The following is a 26,147-nucleotide window of genomic DNA, read 5'->3' as shown; positions in this document are numbered from 1 at the left end:
AGGAGCAGGTCAGGCGGGGCAGTTGCCGGGAACGTCGGCGTCGACGTCGGGGGCGAGGAACTCGGGATCGAACAGGGTGCAGAAATCGGGCACACGGTCGCTGCCCGACGCGTCCACACCCGACTGGGCGGCCTCGACGGATGCCGTGTCGAATCCGCCGCCCCAGGTGTCCACGGACGAGGCACGTTCGACGACGGCGGTGGCCGACTCGACGTCGAATCCTGTGTAGTCCGCATAGATTCGGGCGGCTGCGACGGGGTCTGCCTTGATCGAGGCGACCGCGTCGGTGTACCCGTGGTTGATGGCGCGGACGACGCCGGGGTTGCTCGCGGCATAGTCCTTGGTCGTGGTGATGGTCGACTGCAGGAATCTCTTCATGTAGTCGGGGCTGCTGACGATGAGCTTGAAGTCCTCCGGCCGCTGTTCGGCGACGATGGACGGAATCAGGGCGATGTCGACGGAACCCGCTTCGAGCAGGGCCAACCCCTCCCCGATTCCACCCGACGACACGCGCTCGATCCGCGCAGGATCTGCGCCGGCGAGGGAGGGCAATAATCGGGTGAGCGCGTCCGACGCGGAGTTCGGTCGCGTGTACGCCCACCGGCGGACGTCGTCGATCGAGTCGACCGCCGAGTTCGACGCCAGCGCATAGAAATTCATCGGATACGGACCCTGGGTACCGCCACCCACGATACGCAGCTCGGACCCACCGGCGTCGGCCTGCACGATGGAGGGGTAGCTGACCTCACCGATGGGGATGTTGCCGTCGAGGAGGGTGCGCATGGTCGCGCTGCCGCCCTTGCCCGGAACGATGTTCTCGACGATGACGCCGTACTTCTCGAACAGTCCCTGCTTCTGTGCGACGAGCCACGGGATGCTGTAGATCTCGGCGGCAGCCGACACCGTCACGTCGATGGTGACGGGGTTCGCGGGGTCTGCGTCGCGGCCCGGTCCCGAACTGCAGGCGGTCAGTCCGACGGTCAGTCCGAGTACCGCCAAAAGCGGCGCGACTCTGCGTCTGTACATCTGTTCCTCGCTGGCTGGTCGATGTGGTGACGGACCACGAGAGGCGTCTCCGACGCCTGATCCGTTCGGCTGCAGTGCGGTTGGTGATCCACGCAACACAGACTTTACGGTATACATACGATGATTGACAGCGTTCGTGGTGATTTGTCACCGGTATTCCGACAATTGCCGCTCAATCATCTGATGTATGGCGGGCCAGGGCGTCGCTCGTGCCAGTCCGTCGTGCCCTGATACCGCATTCCTGCCTCGAAGAGCACACCCTCTCGACTTCGCGCAGCGGTGAGCTGGGCACCGACCGGCATCCCCGACAGTGGGTGGAACCCCACCGGCAGCGCGAGAGTCGGTCCGTCGTGCAACGACCACGGATAGGTGAACTGACCCATCCGTCGAGACAGGGCGACCACGTCGTCACCGCCGGCGAGGGGCGGCACGTCCACGGGCATCGTCGGGGTCAGCACCAGGTCGACGTCCTCGAGGACCGGACGCAGCAGGGCTCGGAACCGTTCGCCCGCCTCGTGCGCCGCGGCGCGATCCTCGTCGGTGATGCCGAGTCCCAGCATGATTCGTTCTCTGGTTGCCGCCTGGAACAGGGACGGTTGCGTACGCAGCCTCGCTCGATGGTGACGCGCGAGATCGCTGTAGACGATCGTGTAGACGATGTCCTGGGCGTCGGCCGCGAAGGGCAGCGACACGGGAACGATCGTCACGTCCAGCTCGGCGAACAAGCTCACGGCGTTTCGGACGGTACGGGCCACACCCTCGTCCACGTCGGCGGAGATGAACACGTCCGGCACTCCGACACGGACTGTGCCCGTGACGTTCTCGGTCGAGCGGGAGGACAGTGCGTCGAACAGGGCGGCCACCTCCCCGACCGTGCGCGCCATCGGGCCCACCGTGTCGAACTCCTCGCTGACGGGGTGAACACCGGCCGTGCTGATCGACCCTCTACTCGGACGCAGGCCGGTGACACCGCACGCAGCGGCGGGCAGTCGGACCGAACCGCCGGTGTCGGTACCCAGCGCAGCGTCCACGATTCCCGCCGCGACGGCGATACCGGAGCCTCCGCTGGAGCCACCCGGAATCCGGCCGAGGTCCCACGGGTTGCGGGACGGCCCCGCGGCCGAGTTCTGCGACGTCACGCCGACGGCGAACTCGGCCATGTTCAGTTTGGCGGTCACCCGAGCGCCGGCCGCACGCAGGCGTGTCACCACGTCAGCGTCGTGGTCCGCCCGGTGGTCGGTGAAGTAGGCCGAGGCACAGGTGGTCTCGATGCCGGCGACGTCGATGTTGTCCTTGACCCCGACGGTCTTCCCCGCGAGAGGCCCCTCGCTGGCCGGGGGTGCATCGATCCACCGGATGACGCTCCCCAACCGACGGTCGAGAGCGAGCGGGGACAGGTCCGGTGTCTCACCGGCCTGTCCCCCACTCTCGGTCAGGCTGCGCTCCGCGCTCGCAGCTCCGCCGTCGCGTGCTCGTCGACGGTCCACGATGCGGTGTTCACGACCACACCGTAATCGCGTCGCGCGTCCTCCTCGGTGAGGTACTCGTCCCAGACGTCGCTCAACACCTGGAACGGGTCCCGCTCGAAGGGATCGCCGAAGCCGCCACCGGACGGGAGCTTGATCTCCAGGGTCTCACCGGCACGGATCGTTTCCTGGGTCACCTTGGAGTAGAGCACCTCCTCGCGGTCGGTCCCGGCGTTACGAGTGAACGCACCCGAGACGCCCTGGTGCCCACCGAGAGCTCCCGCCGGCGGATCCGAGCGGTTGTCCGCCTCGGAGCCCAGGAACGTGTCGGTCTCCATCAACCACTTGCGCACACTGCCGATACCGCCACGCCACTTGCCGGGAGCCGGTGCCTCGTCGCGCAGCTCGTATCGCAGCGCCCGCATGGCATGGTTGAGCTCGAGCTCCTCGATGGGGTTGTTGCGGGTGTTGGCCATCAGCGCGTCGACGGCGTCCATTCCGTCCTTGCCGTTGCGGCCGCCGTACGACCCCTCGTTGATCTCGATGTACACCCAGTACGACTCGCCGTCGGGCGCGATTCCGGAGTACGCGATGGCACACAGCGCCGCGGACGATCCTGCGATCGCATGGTCCGGAAGGACCGGTGCGAGAGCGAGATTGATCGAGTCGAACACCCGGTTCACCTGAGAGAACCGCGCGAAGCACGACGCCGGGAAGTCCGGGTTGAAGATGGTGCCCTCGGGTGCATAGGCCTTGACGGGTCGGAAGCAGCCGTCGTTCTGCGGAACGAAGTCCTCGGTGAGGTCCTCGTCCAAGAGGATGGTACGGATGGCCGAGACCGCGACCGGGAGGACCGACCCCTCGAAGGGGACGTTGAACGCGGTGGGGACCTGACTGTTCGAGCCGGTGAGGTCGATCAGGATGTCCTCTCCCTCGACCTGCACGCGTACGGCCACCTTCAGCGGCTCGTCGCGGTTTTTGCCGTCGTCGTCGAGGTAGCCGATCGGTGCCTCGTAGCTGCCGTCGGGGATCTCGCGGATCTTGGCACGCAGCATGGACTCCGAGTAGTCCATCCACCGTTCGCCCGCACTCATGACGGTGTCGAGACCGTACTTCTCGAGCAGCTCCGTGAAGCGCTTCTCGCCGATCCGCGAGCACGCGATGAGGGCCTCGAGGTCGCCACGGTTCTGCTCGGGGGTGCGGACGTTGTCGAGAATGTGCTGGATGAGGTAGTCGTTGCGGACGCCCGCCTGGTAGATCTTCATCGAGTCCATGAGCTTGCCCTCGGCCCACACGTCGACGACGTCCATGCACAGTCCGGGGAAGTTGCCGCCCACGTCGGAGACGTGGCCGGTGCAGCCCGCGAAGCCGATGTGTTCGCCCTGCCAGAAGATCGGAATGATGACGCCGTAGTCCGGCGAGTGTGCGGCGCCGTGGTACGGATGGTTGTGCAGGATCACGTCACCCGGCTCGTACGTTCCCGCGAGCCTACGGTTGACACCCCGGATGTAGGCGGGGATCGAACCGCAGTGCATCGGTGTGGAATCCGACTCGCACAGCTCACGACCGTTGATGTCGAAGATGCCGGCGCCGAGGTCCTCCGACTCGCGGATGAGGCTCGAGTACGCCATCCGGTAGAGCACCTGGGCCATCTCCTTGGCCATCGACTGCAGAGCACCGCCGATCACCCGGAGCGTGATCGGATCGACCTCCACGTCGTTCCACGTGCGCGTGGAGTCACCCGCCAACGAGACTCCGGTGATGGGCATCAGCGTCTTGCTCATGCGAGGTTCCTCTCGATGATGATGTGGCCGACGGCGTCGACGGTGGCATGCTGATTCATTCCGACGATGGTGGTCGAGTCGAACTGCTCGACGATCGCGGGTCCGTCGAACCTGTTGCCCGCCAGCAGGATCGATCGCTCGTACACCGGGGTCTCGACCCATTCGGGCTTCGCGGTGTCGTCCTTCCAGAAGAGCGCGCGGGCCGTGGTCTTGATCGCGGCGGAAGCGTCGGCGGTGCCCTTCTCGATGTCGGCGATGCGCACGTGAGGCACCGCACCGACGCCCGTGACACGGACGTTGATCAGCTGCACGGGTTTGTCGTCGAAGCGCTGGGAGTACGTGCGCCCGTGCGCCTCGTGGAAGGCCTCGGCCGTCGTCTTAACCCAGACGTCGTCGATCTCGCCGTCGGGTGCCTGCACGCGGAGCTCGTACCCTTGCCCCACGTATCGGCAGTCGACGCTGCGCTCGAGCGAGATGTTCTCCGGTGCAACCCCGTCCGCCCGCAACTGGGCCACTGCCTGCTCGGACAGCCGCTCGACCTGCTGACGCAGCAGCTCGATGTCCGGGTCGGCCGACGAGGTCCACACCGTGGTGGGCTCCTCGTAGCGGATGTCGGTGGTGAGCAGACCGACCGCGGACGTGATGCCGGGGTGGCCGGGCACGATGACGCGCGGGATACCGAGCTGATCGGCGATCTGCCACGCGAACAGCGGCCCTGCTCCACCTTCCGCGATGAGGGAGAAGTCGCGGGGGTCGTACCCCTTGCGCACCGAGTGCAGGCTGATGGCTTCCGTCATGGAGTGCGCGAGGATCTTGAAGATGCCCATCGCCGCCTCGTCGAGAGGCGCGTCCAGCTTGTCGGCGATGTGGGTCTGGATGGCGGTGCGGGCGAGTTCCGGCTGAACCCGCATGGTGCCGGACAGGAAACTGTTCTCGCGCAGCCACCCCATCATGACCATCGCGTCGGTCGAGGTCGGCTCGGTACCGCCGTGGCCGTAGCACGCAGGTCCGGGAACGGCACCGGCGCTGCGCGGTCCGACGCGGAACATGCCGCCGTCGTCGACCACCGCGATGGAGCCACCGCCGGCGCCGATGGTGTCGACCTCCGCCATCGGCACCATCGCGTGGTAGTCGCCGATGCGGGTGTCCAGGAGGTGCTTCATCCGCAGTGCGCCGTCGGGCGCCACTCCCACGTCCGCCGAGGTGCCGCCGACGTCGAGGGTGATGACGCTGGGGAAGCCCGACGCCTTGCCGATGGCGCAGCCGCCGAGGAGACCGGCGACCACACCGCTGGTCAGCAGTGACACGGGAATCTCACTGGCGCTCCGGGAGGTGACCAGTCCGCCGGCGGAGGTCATGAGGTGCACGTCCTCGCCGACTTGTGCCGCGCTCGCCTTCTGTGCGAGGTTCTCGATGTACTGCGACGTCTTCGGCCCGATGAACGCATTGAGCGCGGCGGTGGAGAAGCGCTCGTACTCGCGGTACTGCGGAGCGACCTCACTGGACAGCGACACGAAGACGCCGGGGAACTCCTCGGCGATGATCGCCTTGACCCGCTGCTCGTGGGTCGGGTTGCGGTACGAGTGCAGAAAGGCGACGGCGATGGCGTCGACACCTCGCTCGCGCAGGAGCCGAACCTGTTCCCGCACAGCATCTTCGTCCAGGGGTGTCAGGACGGCGCCGGAGGCGTCGATACGCTCCGGAACGACACGCCGGTTCCGCCGCGGTACCAGTTGCCACTTCTGCCACGGCAGATCCTGGTAGTTGGAGTAGTTCAGGGGTCGCTTCTTGCGCGCGATGTGCAGGAGGTCGCGGAACCCCTCCGTCGTGATCATTCCGACGTCGCACCCGTTGTGCTCGAGGACGATGTTGGTGGCCACCGTCGTGCCGTGGAAGAACATGTCGATCTCGGCCGGGTCGATTCCCGCCCGCTCGGCCAGGACAGCGATGCCGTCCATCGTGCCGATCGAGGGATCGTGGTTGGTCGACGGCGTCTTGTGCACCACCACGGTGCCGTCGTCGTCCCACAACACGAGGTCGGTGAAGGTTCCACCGACGTCGACTCCGATTCGTTTCATGTGCCATCCAATTCTGTCGGCTCTCACGTGGGGAGCAGGAGTGGGACGACCGGGACGCGTCGCTGCAGTCCGGGAGTCCGTGCGGGGTCTCTGTGCACCCTGCGAAGGTGACCCGAGTCATAGTGCGCCACCCTGTGCCCGAATGCAATACCTCTGATGTTTTAGGCAGGTGACGCCTCGTCAGGTGCCCTTCAGTCCCACTCGACGGCATTCGACACCCTAAACAGCCGATGTATTGCCATGGTGCCCGATCTTCGGATGCCGCTGCTCGCCGCAGTCGCTCGCGCTACGCTCGTGCTGTTCCGCCACCGTCGCCCCACGTGATCGCCCGTCGTCACGAGCCGGACGACCGACCGAGAGGCCCGCCTCAGTGCCCGAATCCTCGACCGCCGATCCGAGCGCCAAGAGCACGCCGGCCTACGCCGCACTCGCGACACGACTGCGCGACCGCATCCTGTCGGGCGAACTGCAGCCGGGTGAGCGCCTCCCCAGCGACACGGAACTGACGGCGGAGTTCGGCGTCGGCCGGAGCACCATCCGCGAAGCCCTACGGTCGTTGGCTAGCCAGAATTTGATCCTCACCACTCGCGGCGTCACGGGCGGCAGCTTCGTGGCGGTGCCCAGCGTCGGCCACATCAGCGAGCACCTCGAAACCGGTGTCGCGCTCATGACCACGGCCGATGCCGTCACTGTCGACCAGCTGATGGAGGTACGCAACCTCATGGAGGTGCCTGCGGCGGGCATGGCCGCCTTCCGCCGCACCGAGGACCACCTCGATCAACTGCGCGCCTCGATCTTCGATCCCACCGACGCCCAGGGGCCGGAGACCTTCGTCAAGAACCAGGAGTTCCACCTCGTCCTGCTGCGCGCTGCGCAGAATCCCCTGCTCGAACTCATCACGGCACCGGTGTTCCGGGTGCTGTCGAAGCGTTTCGGTCGTGATCACGCGCCGGAGGGCTTCTGGCAGTGCGTCGACCACGACCATCGGGCGATTCTCGACGTCGTCGCCGCGGGCGACTCGATGTCCGCGATGGACATGATGCGTCGCCACCTCGACCATCTGAGCGGCTCCTACCGACAGATGGACAAGCTGCGCACTCAGTAGCACCAAACATCTGCTCTTTCGTGAGAATTGACCGCATCAGATCTCGCAGATCCGGTCAGAACTCCCCCTTGACGGTCTAATCATCTGATGTTTATGGTTCAGGTGCAGGCTTCGCCGACCGACACAGGGAGACACCGTGGCAGTCCATCCGGCCGTTCTAGGGCGCTTCTTCGAGGATTACGTGGTGGGTGACGTCTACCAGCACCCTCTGGGACGCACCGTCTCGCAGGCCGACAACACGTGGATCACGCTGCTGTCGATGAACACGAACCAGAATCACTTCAACGCACATCTCGCGGCGCAGAACCCGATCACCGAGGGGCGCGTCATCGTGAACTCGGGCTTCACGGTTGCGGTGATTCTCGGCATCTCCGTACTCGACATGAGCCAGAACGCGATCTCCAATCTCGCGTTCACCGACATCAAGATGTCTCACCCCGTGTACGAGGGCGACACGCTGTACGCAGAGAGCATCTGCACGGGCCTGCGACTCTCCGAGTCCCGCCCCTATGCCGGCATCGTCTCGATGATCACCCGTGGCCTCAATCAGGATGGCGTGGAGGTCATCTCGTGGAAACGCTCCGTCATGGTGGCGACGCGAGAGAGCGGCATCGGCCAGAACTACTTCCCGGAGGCGCAGAGCGGTCCGCTGCAGCTGCCGTCCGACACGAAAGGCGACGCACGATGAAACCACTCGAGGATGTCCGCATCATCTCGCTGGAACAGTACGGCGCAGGCCCGTTCGGCAGTCTTCACCTCGCCGACCTCGGTGCCGACGTCATCAAGATCGAGGACCCCAACGTCGGCGGTGACGTCGGCCGGTACGTGCCGCCGTTCAACGAGGGCGAGGACTCGCTCTTCTTCGAGACGTTCAACCGCAACAAACGCAGTCTGTCGCTCGATCTCTCCACACCCGCCGGGCGCTCCGTCTTCGAGGACCTCGTGAAGTCCAGCGACGCAGTCTATTCGAACCTGCGCGGTGACGTTCCCGCCAAGATCGGCATCACGTACGACGACCTCAAGCACCTCAACCCCGCCATCGTCTGCTGCAGCCTGACCGGGTTCGGTATGACCGGTCCGCGCGCGAAGGAACCCGGCTACGACTACATCCTGCAGGGACTCGCGGGCTGGATGAGCGTCACCGGTGATCCCGACGGCCCACCCACCAAATCCGGTCTCTCGCTGGTGGACTACTCGGGCGGGTTCGTCGCCGCGATCAGCCTGCTCTCCGGTCTGCACGCCGCGCGGCGCGACGGTGTCGGCGGGGACTGCGACGTGTCGCTGTACGACACCGCGATGTCGCTGTTGACGTATCCCGCGACGTGGCATCTCAACGCGGGTTTCGAGCCGGTGCGAACCAAGAATTCGGCCCACCCGTCGCTGGTCCCGTTCCAGGCCTTCGAGGCCACGGACGGCTGGCTCATCGTCGGCTGCGCCAAGGAGAAGTTCTGGGAACGGCTCGTCGTCGCCATCGGCCGACCCGATCTCGGTGCCGATCCTCGCTTCGCGAGCTTTTCCCTGCGGGGGCAGAACAAGGACGTTCTGCTGCCGATGTTGGAGGACGTGTTCGCCACCGACACCGTCGCACATTGGTTGTCGCTGCTGGGCCCGGCAGGCGTTCCGTCCGGACCGATCAACGACGTGGCGCACGCGCTCAGCGAACCCCACACGCTCGCACGCAATCTCATCGTCGAGACCGAGCACCCGGTGTACGACACGGTGCGCCAACTCGCCTCCCCCGTCAACTTCGGGCCGCAGCGTCCCGAATACCGACGTGCACCGCAGCGCGGGGAGAACCTCGAGGAGATCGTGGCCGACCTCGGCTACGACGAGGAGACCATCGCCAGCCTGCGCCGTAGCGGCGCCTTCGGCGAGGTGACGGCCGAGGCACACGCGTGACCTCCACAGTGCTGTCCGAGTGGGCGACGGGAGTGACCCTCGACGATGTGCCGCCGGCCGTGCGGCACGCGACCGCTCGTCACCTGCTCGATTCGGTGGGTACCGCGGTGGCCGCGCAGCGTCTGGGCCACGGACGCGCCGCATGGACCGTCGCCGACGGTCTGGGCGGCCCTCCCGAGGCCCGCCCGTTGACGGGAACCCGCGCCCTGTCCGCGCCGGCCGCCGCCCTGGCCACCGGCGTTCTGGTGCACGCGCTCGACTTCGACGACACGCACGCCGGGGCGCTCGTCCACGCCACCGCCGTCACCCTGCCGGCAGCCTTCGCCGTCGGCCAGCAGACCCACGCCACCGGTGCCGAGGTACTCACAGCCGCGACACTCGGCCTCGAGACGGCCTGCCGACTGGGCGCTGTCAGTCCCCACGGGTTCCACGCTCGGGGGATCCACGCGACCGCGGCGGTGGGCCCGTTCGCCGCGGCCGTCGTCGCCGGGCGGCTCGGGAAGTTCGACAGTGAGACTCTGGTCCATGCGCTCGGCATCGCTGGATCGTCGAGCTCCGGTCTCCTCGAGTTCCTCGACACCGATGCCGACACGAAAGCGCTGCACCCCGGCACGGCCAGCTTCAACGGCATCCTGGCCACCCGCCTCGCAGCCGCCGGCGCCACCGGACCGGGCTCCGTGTTGGAAGGGCGACGGGGCGTCTATGCGGCACTCACCGATCGACCCGTCGACCTGACCGTTCTGACCGACGGATTCGGAACCCGCTGGGAAGCAATGGGGATCGGCATCAAGCCTTACCCCAGTTGCCAGCTGATGCACGTCACCCTCGACGCGGTGTCCGCCGCTGTCGCGGGCCACGACGTCCACGTCGACGACATCCGTGACATCGAAGTGCTGGTCCACCCGGACTCCACCCCGTTCGTGTGCGGACCCAACACGGGCGTCGCCTCCCCGCGCAGCACGTACGACGGCAAGTTCGATCTGCCGTGGAGCGTGGCGGCGTTGCTGCGCGACGGGGCAGTCGACGTCTCCACCTACACCGACGCGTCGATCGCCCGAGCCGACGTGCTGACGACGGCGCGCACGGTCCGCGTCGTCGAACGTCCCACCGACGGGCCCGCGGCCGCCGCTCCCGGACACGCCACCATCACCCTCGCCGACGGCCGTGTGCTCGTGGGAGACGTCGGCGGAAGTCGCGGCAGTGCCGCATTCCCACTCGACGACGCGGCACTGCGGGAGAAGTTTCTCGGCAACTGCGGCCACGACGCTCGTGCGGACGAACTCGCCGATCGCGTTCTCGGACTCGCCGACGAACACGACCTCTCCGCCGTGCTCGATCTCGCCGCGGCCATCGCGCCCGCCCCCTGACCCTCGCCTGGAAGAAGGACACCACCATGGATTTCACGTACGACGAACAGCAGACGGCGTTCCGTAAGGCATTGCGCACCTTCGTGGACAAGGAGATCGTCCCGGTCGCGAACGAATGGGAGAAGACCGGCCGCTACCCCACGGAGATCGTCGACCACATGAAGGTAATGGGCCTGTTCGGGATCACGACGCCGGAGGAGTACGGCGGCCTCGAACTCGACAAGGTCTCCTTCACTCTCGTCTACGAGGAGTTGGCGCGTGGATGGATGGGCATTGCCGGCATCGTCGGCAGCCACAACCTCTCGTGCTGGATGATCGCCAAGCACGGCACGGACGAGCAGAAGCAGTCTCTCCTCCCGAAGCTGGCCACGGGTGAGTGGCGCACCGGCGTCGGCCTCACCGAGCCAGGTGCGGGCACGGACCTGCAGGGCATCAAGACCACCGCCAAGCGCGACGGCGACCACTACGTCGTGAACGGCGCGAAGACGTGGATCACCAACGCGCGGCATGCGAACGTCCTGCCCGTGCTGGTGAAGACCGACACCTCCGCCACACCTCCCCACAAGGGCATGAGCCTGCTGCTCATCGACACCACCAGTGAGGGTTTCGAGGTCCAGCGTGACATGGGCAAGCTCGGTTACAAGGGCACCGAGTCGTGTGAGATCAGCTTCGACAACGTTCGGGTGCCGGTCGACGCACTCCTCGGCGGCGTCGAGGGCCGTGGACTGCAGCAGGCGTTGTCTGGACTCGAGATCGGTCGACTCAACATCGCGGGTCGCAGTGTGGGAATCGCGCAGGCGGCCTACGACGCCGCGCTGCAGTACGCGAAGGAGCGCACCGCCTTCGGGCAGCCCATCGCCGAGTTCCAGGCGATCCAGTTGAAGATCGCCGACATCGCCACGCAGCTGCAGGCGGCCCGACTCATGACCTACTGGGCTGCATCGCAGGCAGATTCGGGCAAGCGCGTCGACATGGAGGCGGGCATGGCCAAGTACTTCGCGTCGGAGGCCGCCATCACCGCCAGCCTCGAGGCCATGCGCATTCACGGCGGCTACGGCTACTCGACCGAGTTCGTCGTCGAGCGTCTCTACCGCGACGCGCCGCTCATGGCCATCGGCGAGGGAACCAACGACATCATGCGCACCGTCATCGCGAAGTCGTTGGTCGCGGGATCGAGCGTGATCGGGTGAGTGGGGCGCTCACCTACCTCTACGTCCCCGGCGACATGCCGGCCCGCTTCGACAAGGCGCTCGCCTCGGGTGCGGACGCCGTCGTGCTCGATCTCGAGGATGCAGTCGCTCTGCGGGACAAGGACTCCGCACGCGCGGAGGTCGCCGCCTGGGTCGCTGCGTGCGAGCCCGGTGACGTCGAGGTGTGGGTGCGCGTCAACCCGGGCCCGCTGCAGGAGGCCGACATTCGCGCGGTGGCGCATGCCCGGCTGACCGGGGTGTGGCTCCCCAAGGTGGGGTCACCCGAGGAGATCGCGATCGCCGATCGGGTGCTCGCCGACGTGTGTCCACACGCCGCAGTGTCGCCGTTGCTCGAGACGGGTGCGGCGCTGTTCGACGCGCTCGCCATCGCGCAAGGACCCCGCGTGCGCTTCCTGCAGATCGGTGAGGCCGATCTCGCCGTCGACCTCGGTATCGACGGCGAATCGGACCCCAGCGCGCTGCTGTTCGCGCGGTCACAGGTGGTCGCGGCCAGCGCCGCCGCAGGCCTCCTCCCCCCGCTGGGGGCCGTGTCCCGCAACTTCCGCGACCTCGACGCGTTCACCGCGGACACGCAGTCGCTGTCGCGTCTCGGCTTCGTGGGCCGCGCGTGCATCCACCCGGCCCAGGTCCCGGCGGCGCGCGCGGTGTTCGAGCCCACGCCCGAGGACGTCACCCGAGCACGCGCCGTGCTCTCCGCCCTCGAGTCCGGTGGGGCCGGGGTCGACCAGGACGGTCACCTCATCGACGAGGCAGTCGCGAAGCGGGCACGACGGGTGATGGAGCGCGCGTAGAGGGCAAGTGGGTTCGGGCTCGAAACATGTCGGTGCCCTGCTGTACACAGTGAGTAGGCAGACGGATGATTCCTGCCACCGACGCTCGGTTCTCCGACGTCGAGCTAGCTGTTCGCACAGAATCGAGAACCCATGGACCACGACAGTCGCGGCTTGGGCGGTATCCCCGCCGGCAATCCCGGATTCACCGTCGCCGTCGAGATCGACCGGCCCTTCGACCAGATCGAACCGGACGAGTACCTCCGGCTACTGCACCAGGTCGGTGACGACGCGGCCAGGATCGACCGATCCCTACTCGGTCACGCACGCGTCGTCCTCGACGTACCCGGCAGCGGCTGGTGGGTCTCCGGACAGGCCGCCCTCCACGCCGTCGACAGGCTGGCAGAGGAGTGGACCGTCCTCGGCGTCGAGACGAGCCGATCGGACCTCTGGTCCACCAGCCCTCACATGGCTGGCAGTCGCCTCCCTCGCACTCGCCGACTGCCGGCGAGTGAGGGCACGCGGTACACCGTCATCATCGAAATCGAGCCGTACGACGAGCTCGTCGATGACGTAGAGCTGTCCGACTACTTCCGGTCCAGGGAACGCGCGGACGTCGTCGTCGCCGACAACGGGCGTCGGCACATCATCGTGTCGAGGCGCGACTGGGACGTCTCCTGGGCCTGCCAACTCACCGCCAAATCCCTCCATGTCATCAGCAACGCGTGGTCCATTACACGCATCAGGACGGTCGAGACCGCGGTATGGAAACGAGAGCACTCTCGTCCGCGCGTCGACAATCGGCCGACGGCAATCCCGCAGTGGCAGTACGCACTCCGCATCGACGGCACCAGATGCGTCGTCGTCACCGACAAGGATGTCGACCTGGTCAACTGGTACGCGAAGTACACCAACTCCGACGGCATGTCGGGCGTCGAGCAGTTCTTCCACGGCCCCGCCTGGTTGACCGACGACGGCGTTGCGAACCTTCGGAGGAACGGCGACGCCATCGACGCATGGATCGCTCCCCTGCCCCGCGGTGGACTCCTCGACAACATCACCGACGGATACGGCCGAGTTCTGCCCGTCGACGACTCCGAGGGCACCGCAGCATGGTTGATGGAATCGATGTTCGACAAGCCCGCCGGCCTGATCATCGAACTCGGTCCCAGCGACTACGACCCCGACGACGAGGGGGACGTGTTCAACGCGCAGATCCACGTCCTCGACGACGGCGTGTACATGGTGCGCCGATCGCGAGCCGTTCTCCAGCGACTCCGACTGGTCGACCATGGTGTCGAGGGGTTGGAGCTGGACCACTGGCATCACGACGACCACTTCGACGACTGCACGGACGGTTATCTGTTCAGCCGCGACACCCAGCTCATCGCCAACGCGTGCGTCGCGTGGTTCCGGCAGAACGGCGTGACCGACGAGCGCAGTGCGCTGGGCTGCTCCTACGAGTTCGTCGACGAACTCCCCCGCACCTCCTGACAGTCCCACGAGAGGACCCCATGACATCGACGTCCGACGCCCTCACTCGCGCACTGAATGACGTGCCGTTGAAGGAGATGGACCCGTCACTGCTCGCCCACGCCATCCGGTACGAGGCGCGCGGTCGAGGACTCGAGACCTCACCGCTCGAGGATGCTCTCGCCGTGGCGTCCTACGCCCATCTGATGCAGCGCCGCACCACTCGCGGCGATCAGATCAACGATCCGTACATCACGCACCCATCTCGAAACGTGCTGCGTCTCATGAGGTACGGATGTGCTGATCTCGACGCACTCGTGGCCACGGCCCTGCACGACACCGTCGAGGATCAGTCCGACCGCATCGTCGATCTACTTGGCGGGAGCCAGGCTCTCGGCGCACTCGAGGCACACTTCGGTGCGGAGGTCGCACGCCTCGTCGCGGCTGTCACCACCCCGCCGCGCACCGGCGAGGACCGTGTCGCGCAGTACGTCGAACACGTGACGGCGGTGATCCGCGATCCAAAGGTGTTTCTGGTGAAGGTGTCCGACTTCGTCGACAACGCCGGCAGCCTGAAGTATCTGGTCGACGAAGCCAAGCGGACGAAGCTGCTTCGCAAGTACGCACCCCTCGTGACCATCTTCGAGGCGGCCGCCACCGAGCACGGCGAGGCGCTCGGACTGACGGCGGACGGGATGGCGAATCTGCGCGGACACCTGGCGTCGATCAGTGGGCAGACCAGTGGCTGACTCCGCGTCATTCCAACCAGATGCGATCGACGAAACCACCCCGGCGTTCGCGTTTGTCAGCCGCAAGAGCAGCCACATCCGCCATCGTGAGCCCCAAGGACGACGCCAGACAACTGACGACCTCGAACACGTCCGCGAGCTCCTCCGGTCGCTCGTTGCGACCGGCACGCCGGAACTCGTCGGCCTCCTCCACCAGCTTCTCCGCGAGAGCCAGCTCGAACTCGTGCGGGTCGAGCTGCCGTGTCCGCGGGACGCGACCCGACTGCTCGATGATGTCGGGAATCAGGTCGCGAACGAGTTTGCCCATATCGCTAAGTTTGATGCCATGCACCGACGCACGCCAACCGACGCCCTGACACTCGGCCAGCATCTGGTCAGTGTGCTGGCCAGCGGGGCACGGGTGGCGACCTACAAGCTCGCAGTCCTGGTCGCTCTACTCGAGTACTGCGTCGAACACGTTCCCGCGGAACAGGACGCGAGTGTCGACGTCGACCTGACGGACCTCGCTGAACGCGTCATCGCGCTGTACTGGCGCCAGGTGCGCGACTTTGAGGGGGTGTACCTGCGGCAGTCCTCCAACCGAATCGCGCGAATCCCGGACGCGGTGCGGCAGTTGGCGGCGGAGACACTGTCTTTCGGCCGTCACGTTCCGCTCGAGACCGCGGCCGCTGCGGCACCCGAACTGTGGGAGAAGACGGTCGACACAGTTCGGCTGACCATGATCCAACAGCCACTTCATCGCCTGCAGAAAGTCCCGGGAGCCTCGACCCAGTCGACGTTTCTCTACGACGATTCCTGGATGCACGACGCAGTGGGCAGAAAACGGATCGCGGAAGTCGGCAATCGCATCACCCTCTACCCGGGTGTCGCTTTCGGCCTCGCGCGTTTGTCCGGCCTACTCAAGCCAGGTCTCTTGCTTGCCTGGGTCGACGACGTGCGTCGTATGAACCCTGCGTTGTCCGAGGGCGTCCCCGACCTCGAGGGGCACCTCTTCGGCCAGGACCGTATCGCTCTGCAGAGACCGCGGCAGGTCCTGATCGACGAGTACGGGGACCGTTGTTTCTACTGCGGATCACGGGTGGGGCCGGCAGCCCACGTCGACCACGTACTGCCGTGGTCCCGAGTCGGGCTGGACGGACTGGCCAACCTGGTGCTCGCCTGCTCCAAGTGCAACACGAGCAAATCCGACCTGCTCCCTGAGCGGACCCATGTCTCCCGCGCGCTCGATCGCGATCCCGACCGATTGACGAGTCTGGCCGCGGCCATCACGTGGCCCGTCCAGTACCACCGAGTTGTCACTGCTGCGCGAGGTCTCTATGCCACTCAGCCCGACGCGTCCCCGCTGTGGCGCGCGCAGGGCGACGTCGTACCCCTCACGCGGGATGTCACGTGGCTGCACGCGAAGGTGATTCTCCGCAGCTGAGTCATCGAAGCGCCGCCACTTCCCGCCAGACTCCGACGGACAGCAAGTCCGCCTCCTATCCGCTCGACGTCCGGTCAGCCGCGAGGGTTGCGCCGCGCGCGGACGGCTGGTGCGGGCGCGAATCAGTCGTCGACGACGACCCCGTACCGAGTCGCCAGATCCGCGAGGCCGTCGTCGTACCCCTGCCCCACTGCTCGACACCTCCATGCGGTGCCCCGTCGGTAGATCTCGGTCAGAATGAGGCTCCGCTCGGTGGTCGCGGCGTCCAACACTGCAGTGGCAATGCGCGATTCAGGCGTGGAGAGCGAGATCGACACGGCACCGACATCGCCGAAGGTGTGCTCGTTCTCGATCGCTGCGGCGATCACGATGCGCTCGATGTCGTCCGGCACGACACTCAGGTCGATGCGGACGCCCTGCTCACTGTCCCCGTCGAGGGACAGGACCACGGCCCCGTCTGACGTGGACGGGGCGTTGTAGAACACGAAGTCCTCGTCGCTGGACACCACCTCATCCGCTGTCGTGAGGAATGCGACCACGTCGACGGCGATGGGATCTGTGTCGGCGGCGCGCCACGACGCGTCCACCGTCACCACAGTGGTGTTCTCCGGCAGATCGACGACGCCTCCGCGCGGAACGAGCGGGGCCATCGACGGCCGGGTGGTGACCTCCACGCGCGGCGTCACCTCGTCGAGGTTCAAAGCCCTGTCCACGTCGATCGAGGACAGTGTTGTCAGCTGTCGTTCCCGTACGCGTGGCATGCGCGGGTCACCGTCGCCATGGGAGAGCAGAAGTATGTCGGTCACGCCCGCACTCAGATTGACGGCGGGGGTGGCTCCCAGCTGGATCAGTCGCGACCGCATGAGCACCGACTCCGCGTGGGAGCCTCCCATCACCAGGACACGGCGAGTCGCCCACGGTGCGGCGGACGGCGCGGGCAGAGGCATCGTCGCCACGACGGGATTCCGTGGGCCCTTCCGGGTGCCGGGGCGAACGACGCGCACCAGATCGTGCAGCACGTGCTCCGTGATCACCGGAATGCCCTGAGAGCGAGCCCGAGTCACCTTCACACTCTCCGACGCGGGATCGGTACAGACGACGACACTGGTGTACCTGCTGACGGAGTTCATGACGTCGAGGCCGGCCTCGGTCAACTGCTCGGCCAGACGCAGTCTTGGGATGCGCGTCTCGCCGCTGATGACGACGCGCATTCCTTGAACCAGCCCGTGTGCGACGTCGAGCCGTCCGGGGTTCTCCCAGGGGCACTGTGTTCGAGGGATGGAGTCCGGGTAGAGCGTCAGGCGGTCACTGCAGGTGACGACGGGAAGTGGCAGATCGAGTGAGCGTGCCAGCCGAGAGCTGTGGGTGAAGATCTGCGCCAGGACGTGGGCATCGTCGTAGGCGTCGTGCGCCCGCGACTGCATCACCTTCCAGTGCGCGGCGAGGGTGGACAGCTTGTGATTCGAGAGGTCGGGCTGGAGTCGTCGAGACAGAGCCAACGTGCACAACCTCTGACGCGTCGGCATGTCCAGACCGGCGCGCATGGATTCGAGCTTCAGAAATCCGTGATCGAAGCTCGCGTTGTGCGCCACCATCGTGCGTCCGTCGAGCATCGACATGAGCTGCGGCGCGATGTCCTCGAAGCGCGGAGCGCCGGCCAACCGCGCGGGTGTCAGCTTGTGGATGTGGACCGGGCCGGGATCGCACCCGGGATTGACGAGAGTCGACATCTCACTCGCGACGCGTCCGTGATCGTCCAGCGTCAGGGCAGCAACACTCAGCACCCGGTCACGGTTCGCCTTCAGCCCTGACGTCTCGACGTCGACCACGACCCAGCGGTCGTCGGGCACCGAGGTTGCACTGCGCATGGACATCCACCTTCGCGAGGAAACAGACTGCCCGGTCACTATGCACGACGACTACGACATCTCAGTCGGCCGGCGTGGCCGTGCTCGCTCGGGTGACCAGGCTGGGGGCGATGCTGAAGCGTCGGGTGCTCGACTTACAGGACTCGATCTGCTCGAGCAGGATCTCGACGCTCCGGACGCCCACCTCGCTGAATTCCTGGCGGATCGTGGTGAGCGGCGGTGAGTAGAACTCGGCGTCGGGGACATCGTCGAAACCGACCAGGCTGATGTCCTCGGGAACCCGCCGCCCGTGGGCGTCGAGCGCGCGCAGCACTCCGAGCGCCATGGAGTCGTTTCCTGCGAAGACGGCGGTGACACCCTTGATCTGCGCGAGGACGGTGCCGGCCGCGTAGCCCGACCGGGCGGTCCAGTCCCCGTTCATCATCGGCGGCGGATCGATCCCCCGCTCCTCGTGCACCGACCGCCACCCGCTCACCCGGTCCGCGGCCTCGTACCACCCCAGAGGCCCGGCCACGTGCCACACCTCTCGGTGCCCGAGTTCCAGGAGATGCGACGTGGCGTCCCTCGCTCCGAGGACCTGGTCGACGGACACCACCGCGAGATCTCCGGCGGGCGATCCCTCGACCGCGACGAGCGGCAGTTCGCCGGCCAGCCCCGCGATGTCGCCGTTGTCGGTACGCAGTGGCGCGACCACGACCACCCCGTCGACACCCTGCTTGTGCAGACTCCGAACGCACGCGTTGATGGCGTCCTCCTCCAGCGAGGTCGGAACCCCCACCAGCACCGAGTAGCCGGCTTGCCGGGCGGCCCGCTCGACGCTGTACAGCGTCGAGACCGGTCCGTGCAGAGCAACTCCCGTCGCGACGATGCCGATGGTGCGGTTGCTTCCGGTGACCAGAGCCCGAGCCGCGGTGTTGGGCCGATAGCCCAGCTGGGTGATGGCCTGCGTGACCCGCGCCCTGGTCGCGTCGGTGACGTGGGGATGACCGTTGATCACCCGCGAGACGGTCTGGTGGGACACCCCGGCAAGTTTGGCCACGTCCGTCATGGCCGGCCCTCGAATCGGCGTCACAGTTCCCCCCAGTTCACTCGTCCGTCGTCCAGGATCGCAGGTTCTGCCCCGCCGCGCCGATCTACCTCGACACGGGCGGCGACGCGGTGGCTGCGGGGGCAGCTTTCGTGTCGGTGGAACCGCCCAACATCTCGGCCGGAACCGGGAGACCCATGTAATTGGACGGCGCCGGTTTCTCGGCCTTGTCCGGTCCACCCCCGCGTCCGCTGGCGGCTCGACGCTTCGTCCAGATGTCGAAGGCGACGGCCGCGAGAAGGACGAGACCCTTCACCAACTGGACTCGCTCGCTGGGTGATCCGATGAGCGACATCCCGCTGTTGATGACGGCGATGATCAGTCCGCCGGTGAGTGCACCGACGATGCGCCCGACGCCACCCTGCACGGCTGCGCCACCGATGAACGCGGCCGCGATGGCGTCGAGCTCGAATCCGTTGCCTGCGGTGGGGCCGGCCTGGTTCAGTCGGCCGGCGAAGATAATTCCCGCCAGGGCCGACAGGACACCCATGTTCACGAACAGCCAGAACGTGACCGGCTTGACCTTGATGCCGGAGAGCGATGCGGCGTGGATGTTGCCGCCGATGGCGTAGACGTGCCGGCCGAACACGGTCTTGCCCGCCAGTGTCGAGTACCCCATCACCAGTACCGCGAGGAGGATCAACACGTACGGCAGGTTCTTGAAGCGGGCCAGCTGCACGGCGATCGCCAGCACGAGCAGTCCGGCGAAGGTGACCTTGGCCAGGAACAGCGGCAGTGCATCGACGACCTGGCCGTACTTCTGACGTCCGGTTCGAGTCCGCCACTGGCTGAACACGATTCCGACGATGGCAGCGATGGCGACCAGCAGCGTGAAGATGTCGGCTCCGCCCAGGGGTCCGAGGCCGACGTTGCCGAGGAATCCGGGGAGGAAGCCGTTGGACAGTGTCCGCACCGGTCCGGGGAACGGCCCGATGCCCTGGTTGCCCAGCACGATCAGGGTGACTGCGCGGAAGACGAGCATGCCCGCCAGAGTCACGATGAACGCGGGGATGCCGAAGTACGCGACCCAGTAGCCCTGCCAGGCTCCGATCAGTCCGCCCACGACGAGCGTGATCAGCACTGCCAGCGGCCACGGAACGTTCTGTTGGACCATGAGAACACCCGCGATGGCGCCGGTGGCCGCGACCACCGATCCCACGGACAGGTCGATATGGCCGGCGATGATGATCACGACCATGCCGATGGCCAGGATCAGGATGTAGGAGTTCTGCACCACCATGTTGCTGATGTTCTGCGGCACCAGAAGTTGTCCACCGGTGAGCGCGGTGAAGAGCAGGATGATTAACGCGAAGGCGATGAAAATTCCGCTCTGGCGGAGGTTTCGCGTGAGCAGCCCCCGGACGGTCGACAGCTGATTCATCGAAGTACTCCTGTTCCACGGGTCATGAGATGCATGAGAGATTCCTGCGTCGCGTCCTCCCGAGTCACCTCACCGGTGATGCGGCCTGCGGACAGCGCGTAGATCCGATCGCACAGCCCCAACAGTTCGGGCAGCTCGGACGAGATCACGAGAACGGCCTTTCCTGCATCGGCGAGGCTGTTGATGATCGAATAGATTTCGAACTTGGCGCCGACGTCGATCCCTCGCGTCGGCTCGTCGAGGATGAGCACGTCCGGATCACTGAAGATCCACTTGCTCAACACGACCTTCTGCTGGTTGCCACCGGAGAGCTTGCCGACGACGGCGTCCACGTTGGGGGCCTTGATGTTCATGCTCTTGCGGAAACCCTCGGCAACCTCGTACTCGTGGTTGTCGTCGACGAATCCGTGAGCGACCAGCTTGTCCAGGGCCGCGGTGGAGATGTTGCGCTTGATGTCGTCGATCAGGTTGAGGCCGTAGCGCTTGCGATCCTCGGTCGCGTACGCGAGGCCGTGCTCGATCGCGTCGTGAACGGACTTGACGTGAATCTCTGTGCCGTACTTGTACAGCCGCCCAGTGATGTCCGTGCCGTAGCTGCGCCCGAAGACGCTCATGGCGAGCTCGGTACGGCCGGCACCCATCAGACCGGCGAGGCCGACTATCTCACCGCGTCGCAGCGTGAGGTTCGCCTTATCGACGACCATGCGGCCGTGCTGGGTGGGACTGTGCACGGTCCAGTCCTCGATCCGCAGCACCTCCTCCCCCACCGTGGATTCGTGCGGCGGGAAGCGGTGCTCGAGATCGCGGCCGACCATGAGCGAGATGATGCGATCCTCGGTGACGTCCGGGTCACGCATGTCCAGTGTCTCGATGGTCCGACCGTCACGGATGATCGTGGTCCGGTCGGCGATGGCCGCGATCTCGTTGAGCTTGTGCGAGATGATCACGCACGTGATGCCCTCGTCCCGCAGCCCGCGCAGCAGCTCGAGCAGATGGGTGGAATCCGAGTCGTTCAGCGCTGCAGTCGGTTCGTCGAGGATCAGGAGCGTCACGTCCTTGGACAGCGCCTTGGCGATCTCCACGAGTTGCTGCTTGCCGACACCGAGGTCGTTGACCACGGTGACCGGGTTCTCCCGCAGCCCTACACGGTTCAGTAGGGCTGCGGCCTCGGAGTTGGTACGGTTCCAGTCGATGAACCCACGCTTGGACCGCTCGTTGCCGAGGAAGATGTTCTCGGCGATGGACAGGTACGGACTGAGCGCGAGTTCCTGGTGGATGATGACGATGCCCTTGGCTTCGCTGCTCCGGATGTCGGAGAACTCGCAGGCCTGACCGTCGAACACGATGTCGCCGTCGAATGTGTCATGGGGATACACACCCGACAGAACCTTCATGAGCGTGGACTTTCCCGCGCCGTTCTCGCCGCAGATCGCGTGTATCTCGCCGCGCTCCACCGTCAAGGTGACATCCTGCAGTGCTTTCACGCCCGGGAACGTCTTGGTGATCCCGCGCATTTCCAAGATCTGGCTCGTCATCGCCGAACTCACTTCAATTGATCGTCGGTGTAGTAGCCGCCGTCGACGAGGAGCTTCTCGTAGTTGTCCTTGTAGACGATTTCGGGCTGCAGCAGGTAGGCGGGAACGACCTTCTCACCGTTGTCGTAATCGGTCGTGTTGTTGGTCTCGGGGGTCTGGCCCTCGAGAACTGCCTGCGCCATCTGGATGGTGACCGCCGCCAACTCGCGGGTGTCCTTGTAGATGGTGGCGTACTGCTCACCGGCGATGATCGACTTGACCGACGGAACCTCGGCGTCCTGACCGGTGACGATCGGGTAAGGCTGGCCGGCGGTTCCGTATCCGTTGCTCTTGAGCGCGGACAGGATTCCGATGGACAGACCGTCGTAGGGCGAGAGCACGCCCTGCACCTTCTGACCCGACGAGTACGTCTTGGTCAGCAGGTCCTCCATGCGCTTCTGGGCGGTCGCCGGGTCCCAACGAAGGGTCGCGGCCGTCTCGAAGTCGGACTCGCCGCTGCCGATCTTCAGGGTTCCCTTGTCCAGGTACGGCTTCAGGGTCTCCATGGCACCGTCGAAGAAGAAGGTGGCGTTGTTGTCGTCGGGCGAACCGGCGAAGACCTCGATGTTGAACGGGCCGGCGGGGGCGTCGGCCTTGTCGGTGCCGTCCTCGTTCTTCAGGCCGAGGCCGACCAGCAGGGACGTGGCCTGGTCGACGCCGACCTTGTAGTTGTCGAAGGTGGCGTAGTAGTCGACGTTCGGCGAGTTGCGGATCAGACGGTCGTAGGCGATGACGCCGATGCCGTTGTCCTTGGCTTCCTGCAGCTGCGTGGTGATGGCGGTGCCGTCCACGGAGGCGACGATCAGCAGCTTCGCGCCCTGGGTGATCTGGTTCTCGATCTGGTTGACCTGGGTGGGGATGTCGTTCTCGGCGTACTGCAGGTCGACCTTGTAGCCCTTCGACTCGAGCGCGCTCTTGAGGTTGTCGCCGTCGGCGATCCATCGAGCGGACGACTTGGTCGGCATGGTGACACCGATCAGAGCGCCGGCCGTGTCACCGCCCGCCGAGGGGGCGACGTCGGCGGTCTTCGTGCTGGACCCGCACGCGGTCACCGTGATCGCTATCGCCACCGCGGCCGCAGCCACCGGTAGGTGTCGGAACTTCATCGTGTCTCCTCGGGTGGTGGCTGGTCGGCAGGGACGGCATTCGATTCGCCGTGCTGCGGATCATGCTGCTGTCGAGTGGTGTGAATCACACCGCTCAGCGAGTGTGAGCGATAACATCGACGATGTCAACGCGTCCTTCTAACTGGACTTTGCGACGTGTTAGCGCTAACAGGCTCCGCCAGTCGATCCGCGTTGGCACCACCCAGCTCAGACCACCGTTATGCTTCGGTGCATACAACTACCGAATCAGGACGACTCATGACTCACCCCGGATCGCACGCCTTCGACGACGGCCTCACCCTCGAGCCTCTGGGCGACGGTCGCTACCGCGGCCGGACCTCCGCGCCGTACAACAACATGGTCGGCCCCTTCGGCGGGCTCACCGCCGCGACGCTGGTCCGGGCCGTCGAGCTTCATCCCGATCGACTGGGCGACCCGGTGACGCTGACCGTGAACTTCGCGGGGCCCATCGCCGAGGGCGAGTTCGAGATCTCCACTCGCGCCGTGCGGACGAATCGCAGCAACCAGCACTGGTACCTGGAGCTGAGCCAGGACGGCACGGTCGCCACCACCGCGACCGCGGTCTTCGGTACGCGTCGCACCACCTGGGACGCCCTCGAGTCGTCGCCGCCCGCGATGCCCGACCCCGCGGACGTCGACACGGTCGACTTCCCCGAGTTCATCGCCTGGGCGAACAACTACGAGATGCGGTTCACCGCCGGTGCATTGACCGAGACGGAGTCCGCCGATTCCGTTGCGACGCTGTGGGTCCGGGACTCTCCCCCGCGCCCGATGGACTTCGCGTCCCTGACGTCGATGAGCGACATTTTCTACCCGCGGGTCTTCCAGCGGCGCGGGAAGTACGTCGCCGCCGGAACCATCTCGCTCACCGTGCACTACTTCGCGACGGCGGAGGATCTCGCGGCTCAGTACGACGGGTACGTCCTCGGGACCGCGCACGCACGACGATTCCATCAGGGCTACTTCGACCAGACCGCCGAGCTGTGGAGCACCAGCGGCACTCTCCTCGCCACCGGACACCAGGTCGTCTACTACAAGGACTGATATCGGGTCCCTGCCGAGCCGCAGTGTGCACAATGTGACACAGGGCACGTAGGTCGTGCGCCTCGCGGATCGACCGGCAGGAGAGTCATGAAGAGCACCATGCAGGACACCCCGTTGTCCATCGGCCAGCTCGTTCGATACGGCACGTCGATGCACGCATCGGCGACGATCACCACGTGGAGCGAGGCGGGGCCGTCGAACATCACCTTCGCCGAGCTCGGTCGACGCGCCGCCAGACTCGCCCACGGTCTTCGAGCGCTCGGGATCGACGGGGACCAGCGCGTCGCCACCTGCATGTGGAACAACTCGCAGCACATGGAGGCCTACATGGCCGTGCCGGCCATGGGTGCCGTGCTGCACACGCTGAACATCCGCCTGTTCCCCGAGCAGCTCACGTACATCGTCGAGCACGCCGAGGACAGCGTCATCATCGCCGACGCCAGCCTGCTCCCCCTGCTGACGCCGCTCCTGCCGACCATGACGACCGTGCGGCACCTCGTCGTCGTGGGCGCCGACCCCGCACAGGTGCAGGCACCGGACCACATCGAGGTGCTGGGCTACGAGGACGTGCTCGCAGGCCACCCCGACGAGTACGACTGGCCCGAGCTCGACGAACGATCCGCTGCAGCAATGTGTTACACCTCGGGCACCACCGGTGACCCGAAAGGCGTCGTCTACTCGCACCGATCGATTTGGCTGCACTCGATGCAGGTCTGCATGACCGATGCCATGGCGCTCGCGCAGTCGGACACCGTGCTCGCCATCGTGCCGATGTTCCACGCCATGTCCTGGGGACTGCCGTACGCCGCGCTGATGGTGGGGGCCTCACTCATCATGCCGGACCGCTTCCTGCAGCCGGCGCCGCTCGCGGAGATGATGACGACGCTGCGACCCACCGCAGCCGCCGCTGTCCCCACCATCTGGCAGGCACTGCTCGCCCACCTCGAGGACCACCCGGCGGACCTGTCGAGCCTGCGCGACGTCACCGTGGGCGGCAGCGCGTGCCCGCCGAGCCTGATGCGGGCGTTCCACGAGAAGTACGGCGTTCCCATCTCCCAGGCGTGGGGCATGACGGAGACGTCGCCGCTCGGCACGTCCGGGCGCCCCGACGTCGGACTGTCTCCGGAAGACGAGTTCGACTTACGTTGCACCCAGGGACGTTTCGTGTCCGCTATCCGTGCTCGCCTGGTCGACGATTCGGGCACCGTCTTGCCGTGGGACGGCACGCACGTCGGCGAACTCGAGGTGCGCGGGCCGTGGATCACGGGCAGCTACTACCGCAGCGACGCGTCCGACAAGTTCGACGACGGGTGGCTGCGGACCGGCGATGTCGGCACCATCTCCGAGGGCGGATACCTGACGCTGACGGACCGGTCGAAGGACATCATCAAGTCCGGTGGGGAATGGATCTCGTCCGTCGAGCTCGAGAACCACGTCATGGAGCATTCCGCTGTGCGCGAGGCCGCGGTCATCGGTGTGCCCGATGAGAAGTGGGACGAGCGACCACTCGTCGCCGTCGTCGTGCGCGAGGGTCAGACCGTGACCGCGGAGGAGCTCCGCGACTTCCTCGACGGCCGAGTTGCGCACTGGCAGTTGCCGGAACGCTGGACCTTCATCGACGAGGTGCCGAAGACGAGTGTCGGCAAGTTCGACAAGAAGCGGCTGCGCGGGTCGCATGCGGATGGTGCGTTGGAGGTCGTCGAGGTCGGCTGACA

General features: G+C 66.2%; 21 protein-coding genes. 11 read left to right on the top strand and 10 right to left on the bottom strand.

What is annotated here, in order from left to right:
- Nucleotides 1–9: 9 nt before the first annotated feature.
- The 4 genes from OHB23_RS09315 to OHB23_RS09300 form a co-directional block, all read right to left on the bottom strand.
- Entirely contained in the window at nucleotides 10–1,026 is a 1,017-nt protein-coding gene (locus tag OHB23_RS09315; protein ID WP_328811418.1) for an ABC transporter substrate-binding protein, read from the bottom strand.
- Nucleotides 1,027–1,202: 176 nt separating this feature from the next.
- The gene (locus OHB23_RS09310; protein ID WP_328811417.1) at nucleotides 1,203–2,513 is read right to left on the bottom strand and encodes an amidase; all 1,311 of its coding nucleotides are present in this window, start codon (nucleotides 2,511–2,513) and stop codon (nucleotides 1,203–1,205) included.
- The gene (locus OHB23_RS09305) at nucleotides 2,459–4,276 is read right to left on the bottom strand and encodes a hydantoinase B/oxoprolinase family protein (protein WP_222639095.1); all 1,818 of its coding nucleotides are present in this window, start codon (nucleotides 4,274–4,276) and stop codon (nucleotides 2,459–2,461) included. Before OHB23_RS09305 ends, OHB23_RS09310 begins: the two co-directional genes overlap by 55 nt.
- Complete coding sequence (locus tag OHB23_RS09300; RefSeq protein ID WP_328811416.1) at nucleotides 4,273–6,354, bottom strand: hydantoinase/oxoprolinase family protein; 2,082 nt, start codon at nucleotides 6,352–6,354, stop codon at nucleotides 4,273–4,275. Before OHB23_RS09300 ends, OHB23_RS09305 begins: the two co-directional genes overlap by 4 nt.
- 370 nt (nucleotides 6,355–6,724) lie before the next feature.
- Between OHB23_RS09300 and OHB23_RS09295 the strand changes: the two genes are divergently transcribed.
- From OHB23_RS09295 to OHB23_RS09260, 8 genes are all read left to right on the top strand, one after another.
- Nucleotides 6,725–7,459 carry a FadR/GntR family transcriptional regulator gene (locus OHB23_RS09295; protein WP_328811415.1) on the top strand — a complete coding sequence of 245 codons (735 nt, stop codon included), beginning with the start codon at nucleotides 6,725–6,727 and terminating at the stop codon, nucleotides 7,457–7,459.
- Between the two features lie 136 nt (nucleotides 7,460–7,595).
- Nucleotides 7,596–8,147, top strand: coding sequence for a MaoC family dehydratase (locus OHB23_RS09290; protein WP_027504875.1), 552 nt, complete (start codon nucleotides 7,596–7,598; stop codon nucleotides 8,145–8,147).
- On the top strand, nucleotides 8,144–9,358 hold the full coding sequence (locus OHB23_RS09285) for a CaiB/BaiF CoA transferase family protein (RefSeq protein WP_328811414.1): 1,215 nt from the start codon (nucleotides 8,144–8,146) through the stop codon (nucleotides 9,356–9,358). Before OHB23_RS09290 ends, OHB23_RS09285 begins: the two co-directional genes overlap by 4 nt.
- A complete protein-coding gene (locus tag OHB23_RS09280) occupies nucleotides 9,355–10,725 on the top strand; it encodes an MmgE/PrpD family protein (RefSeq protein WP_222639093.1) in 1,371 nt (456 codons plus the stop codon). Before OHB23_RS09285 ends, OHB23_RS09280 begins: the two co-directional genes overlap by 4 nt.
- 26 nt (nucleotides 10,726–10,751) lie before the next feature.
- Nucleotides 10,752–11,915 (top strand): acyl-CoA dehydrogenase family protein, encoded by a 1,164-nt coding sequence (locus OHB23_RS09275; protein ID WP_328811413.1) that lies wholly within the window; start codon nucleotides 10,752–10,754, stop codon nucleotides 11,913–11,915.
- Nucleotides 11,912–12,727, top strand: coding sequence for an HpcH/HpaI aldolase/citrate lyase family protein (locus OHB23_RS09270; RefSeq protein ID WP_328811412.1), 816 nt, complete (start codon nucleotides 11,912–11,914; stop codon nucleotides 12,725–12,727). The genes OHB23_RS09275 and OHB23_RS09270 overlap by 4 nt, the downstream gene beginning before the upstream one ends.
- A gap of 132 nt (nucleotides 12,728–12,859) precedes the next feature.
- A complete protein-coding gene (locus OHB23_RS09265) occupies nucleotides 12,860–14,200 on the top strand; it encodes a hypothetical protein (RefSeq protein WP_328811411.1) in 1,341 nt (446 codons plus the stop codon).
- A 20-nt stretch (nucleotides 14,201–14,220) separates the two neighbouring features.
- Nucleotides 14,221–14,928, top strand: a complete 708-nt coding sequence (locus OHB23_RS09260; protein WP_328811410.1) for an HD domain-containing protein — start codon at nucleotides 14,221–14,223, stop codon at nucleotides 14,926–14,928.
- A gap of 7 nt (nucleotides 14,929–14,935) precedes the next feature.
- On the opposite strand, the gene OHB23_RS09255 is transcribed toward OHB23_RS09260, so the two are convergent.
- Complete coding sequence (locus OHB23_RS09255; protein WP_222632817.1) at nucleotides 14,936–15,235, bottom strand: nucleoside triphosphate pyrophosphohydrolase; 300 nt, start codon at nucleotides 15,233–15,235, stop codon at nucleotides 14,936–14,938.
- Between the two features lie 18 nt (nucleotides 15,236–15,253).
- On the opposite strand from OHB23_RS09255, the gene OHB23_RS09250 reads away from it, so the two are divergent.
- Entirely contained in the window at nucleotides 15,254–16,351 is a 1,098-nt protein-coding gene (locus OHB23_RS09250) for an HNH endonuclease (protein ID WP_328811409.1), read from the top strand.
- A gap of 122 nt (nucleotides 16,352–16,473) precedes the next feature.
- On the opposite strand, the gene OHB23_RS09245 is transcribed toward OHB23_RS09250, so the two are convergent.
- The 5 genes from OHB23_RS09245 to chvE all read right to left on the bottom strand — a co-directional run bounded on the left by OHB23_RS09245 (nucleotide 16,474) and on the right by chvE (nucleotide 23,367).
- Entirely contained in the window at nucleotides 16,474–18,219 is a 1,746-nt protein-coding gene (locus tag OHB23_RS09245) for a TerD family protein (protein ID WP_328811408.1), read from the bottom strand.
- A gap of 61 nt (nucleotides 18,220–18,280) precedes the next feature.
- Entirely contained in the window at nucleotides 18,281–19,267 is a 987-nt protein-coding gene (locus tag OHB23_RS09240; RefSeq protein WP_328811407.1) for a LacI family DNA-binding transcriptional regulator, read from the bottom strand.
- Between the two features lie 85 nt (nucleotides 19,268–19,352).
- Entirely contained in the window at nucleotides 19,353–20,687 is a 1,335-nt protein-coding gene (mmsB, locus tag OHB23_RS09235) for a multiple monosaccharide ABC transporter permease (protein ID WP_328811406.1), read from the bottom strand.
- Nucleotides 20,684–22,222, bottom strand: a complete 1,539-nt coding sequence (mmsA, locus tag OHB23_RS09230) for a multiple monosaccharide ABC transporter ATP-binding protein (RefSeq protein WP_328811405.1) — start codon at nucleotides 22,220–22,222, stop codon at nucleotides 20,684–20,686. The genes mmsB and mmsA overlap by 4 nt, the downstream gene beginning before the upstream one ends.
- Before the next feature lie 8 nt (nucleotides 22,223–22,230).
- On the bottom strand, nucleotides 22,231–23,367 hold the full coding sequence (gene chvE, locus OHB23_RS09225) for a multiple monosaccharide ABC transporter substrate-binding protein (RefSeq protein WP_328811404.1): 1,137 nt from the start codon (nucleotides 23,365–23,367) through the stop codon (nucleotides 22,231–22,233).
- A 258-nt stretch (nucleotides 23,368–23,625) separates the two neighbouring features.
- Between chvE and OHB23_RS09220 the strand changes: the two genes are divergently transcribed.
- Both OHB23_RS09220 and OHB23_RS09215 read left to right on the top strand, forming a co-directional pair.
- A complete protein-coding gene (locus OHB23_RS09220; protein ID WP_328811403.1) occupies nucleotides 23,626–24,432 on the top strand; it encodes an acyl-CoA thioesterase in 807 nt (268 codons plus the stop codon).
- An 87-nt stretch (nucleotides 24,433–24,519) separates the two neighbouring features.
- Nucleotides 24,520–26,145 carry a long-chain fatty acid--CoA ligase gene (locus tag OHB23_RS09215; protein WP_328811402.1) on the top strand — a complete coding sequence of 542 codons (1,626 nt, stop codon included), beginning with the start codon at nucleotides 24,520–24,522 and terminating at the stop codon, nucleotides 26,143–26,145.
- Nucleotides 26,146–26,147: the final 2 nt, after the last annotated feature.

It is taken from the genome of Rhodococcus sp. NBC_00294, assembly GCF_036163995.1.
In the GTDB taxonomy this organism is placed as follows: domain Bacteria; phylum Actinomycetota; class Actinomycetes; order Mycobacteriales; family Mycobacteriaceae; genus Rhodococcoides.
Note: the sequence above shows the minus strand (reverse complement) of the source record. Positions and strands in the feature narration are given on the sequence as shown.

Excerpts from the sequence above, each read along its gene's own strand:
- OHB23_RS09250 (WP_328811409.1), top strand. The coding sequence starts at position 15,254 with ATGCACCGACGCACGCCAACCGACGCCCTGACACTCGGCCAGCATCTG.
- mmsB (WP_328811406.1), bottom strand. The coding sequence starts at position 20,687 with ATGAATCAGCTGTCGACCGTCCGGGGGCTGCTCACGCGAAACCTCCGC.
- OHB23_RS09240 (WP_328811407.1), bottom strand. The coding sequence starts at position 19,267 with ATGACGGACGTGGCCAAACTTGCCGGGGTGTCCCACCAGACCGTCTCG.
- OHB23_RS09220 (WP_328811403.1), top strand. The coding sequence starts at position 23,626 with ATGACTCACCCCGGATCGCACGCCTTCGACGACGGCCTCACCCTCGAG.
- OHB23_RS09255 (WP_222632817.1), bottom strand. The coding sequence starts at position 15,235 with ATGGGCAAACTCGTTCGCGACCTGATTCCCGACATCATCGAGCAGTCG.
- OHB23_RS09260 (WP_328811410.1), top strand. The coding sequence starts at position 14,221 with ATGACATCGACGTCCGACGCCCTCACTCGCGCACTGAATGACGTGCCG.
- OHB23_RS09285 (WP_328811414.1), top strand. The coding sequence starts at position 8,144 with ATGAAACCACTCGAGGATGTCCGCATCATCTCGCTGGAACAGTACGGC.
- mmsA (WP_328811405.1), bottom strand. The coding sequence starts at position 22,222 with ATGACGAGCCAGATCTTGGAAATGCGCGGGATCACCAAGACGTTCCCG.
- OHB23_RS09265 (WP_328811411.1), top strand. The coding sequence starts at position 12,860 with ATGGACCACGACAGTCGCGGCTTGGGCGGTATCCCCGCCGGCAATCCC.
- OHB23_RS09315 (WP_328811418.1), bottom strand. The coding sequence starts at position 1,026 with ATGTACAGACGCAGAGTCGCGCCGCTTTTGGCGGTACTCGGACTGACC.
- OHB23_RS09300 (WP_328811416.1), bottom strand. The coding sequence starts at position 6,354 with ATGAAACGAATCGGAGTCGACGTCGGTGGAACCTTCACCGACCTCGTG.
- OHB23_RS09275 (WP_328811413.1), top strand. The coding sequence starts at position 10,752 with ATGGATTTCACGTACGACGAACAGCAGACGGCGTTCCGTAAGGCATTG.
- OHB23_RS09245 (WP_328811408.1), bottom strand. The coding sequence starts at position 18,219 with ATGCGCAGTGCAACCTCGGTGCCCGACGACCGCTGGGTCGTGGTCGAC.
- OHB23_RS09305 (WP_222639095.1), bottom strand. The coding sequence starts at position 4,276 with ATGAGCAAGACGCTGATGCCCATCACCGGAGTCTCGTTGGCGGGTGAC.
- chvE (WP_328811404.1), bottom strand. The coding sequence starts at position 23,367 with ATGAAGTTCCGACACCTACCGGTGGCTGCGGCCGCGGTGGCGATAGCG.
- OHB23_RS09215 (WP_328811402.1), top strand. The coding sequence starts at position 24,520 with ATGAAGAGCACCATGCAGGACACCCCGTTGTCCATCGGCCAGCTCGTT.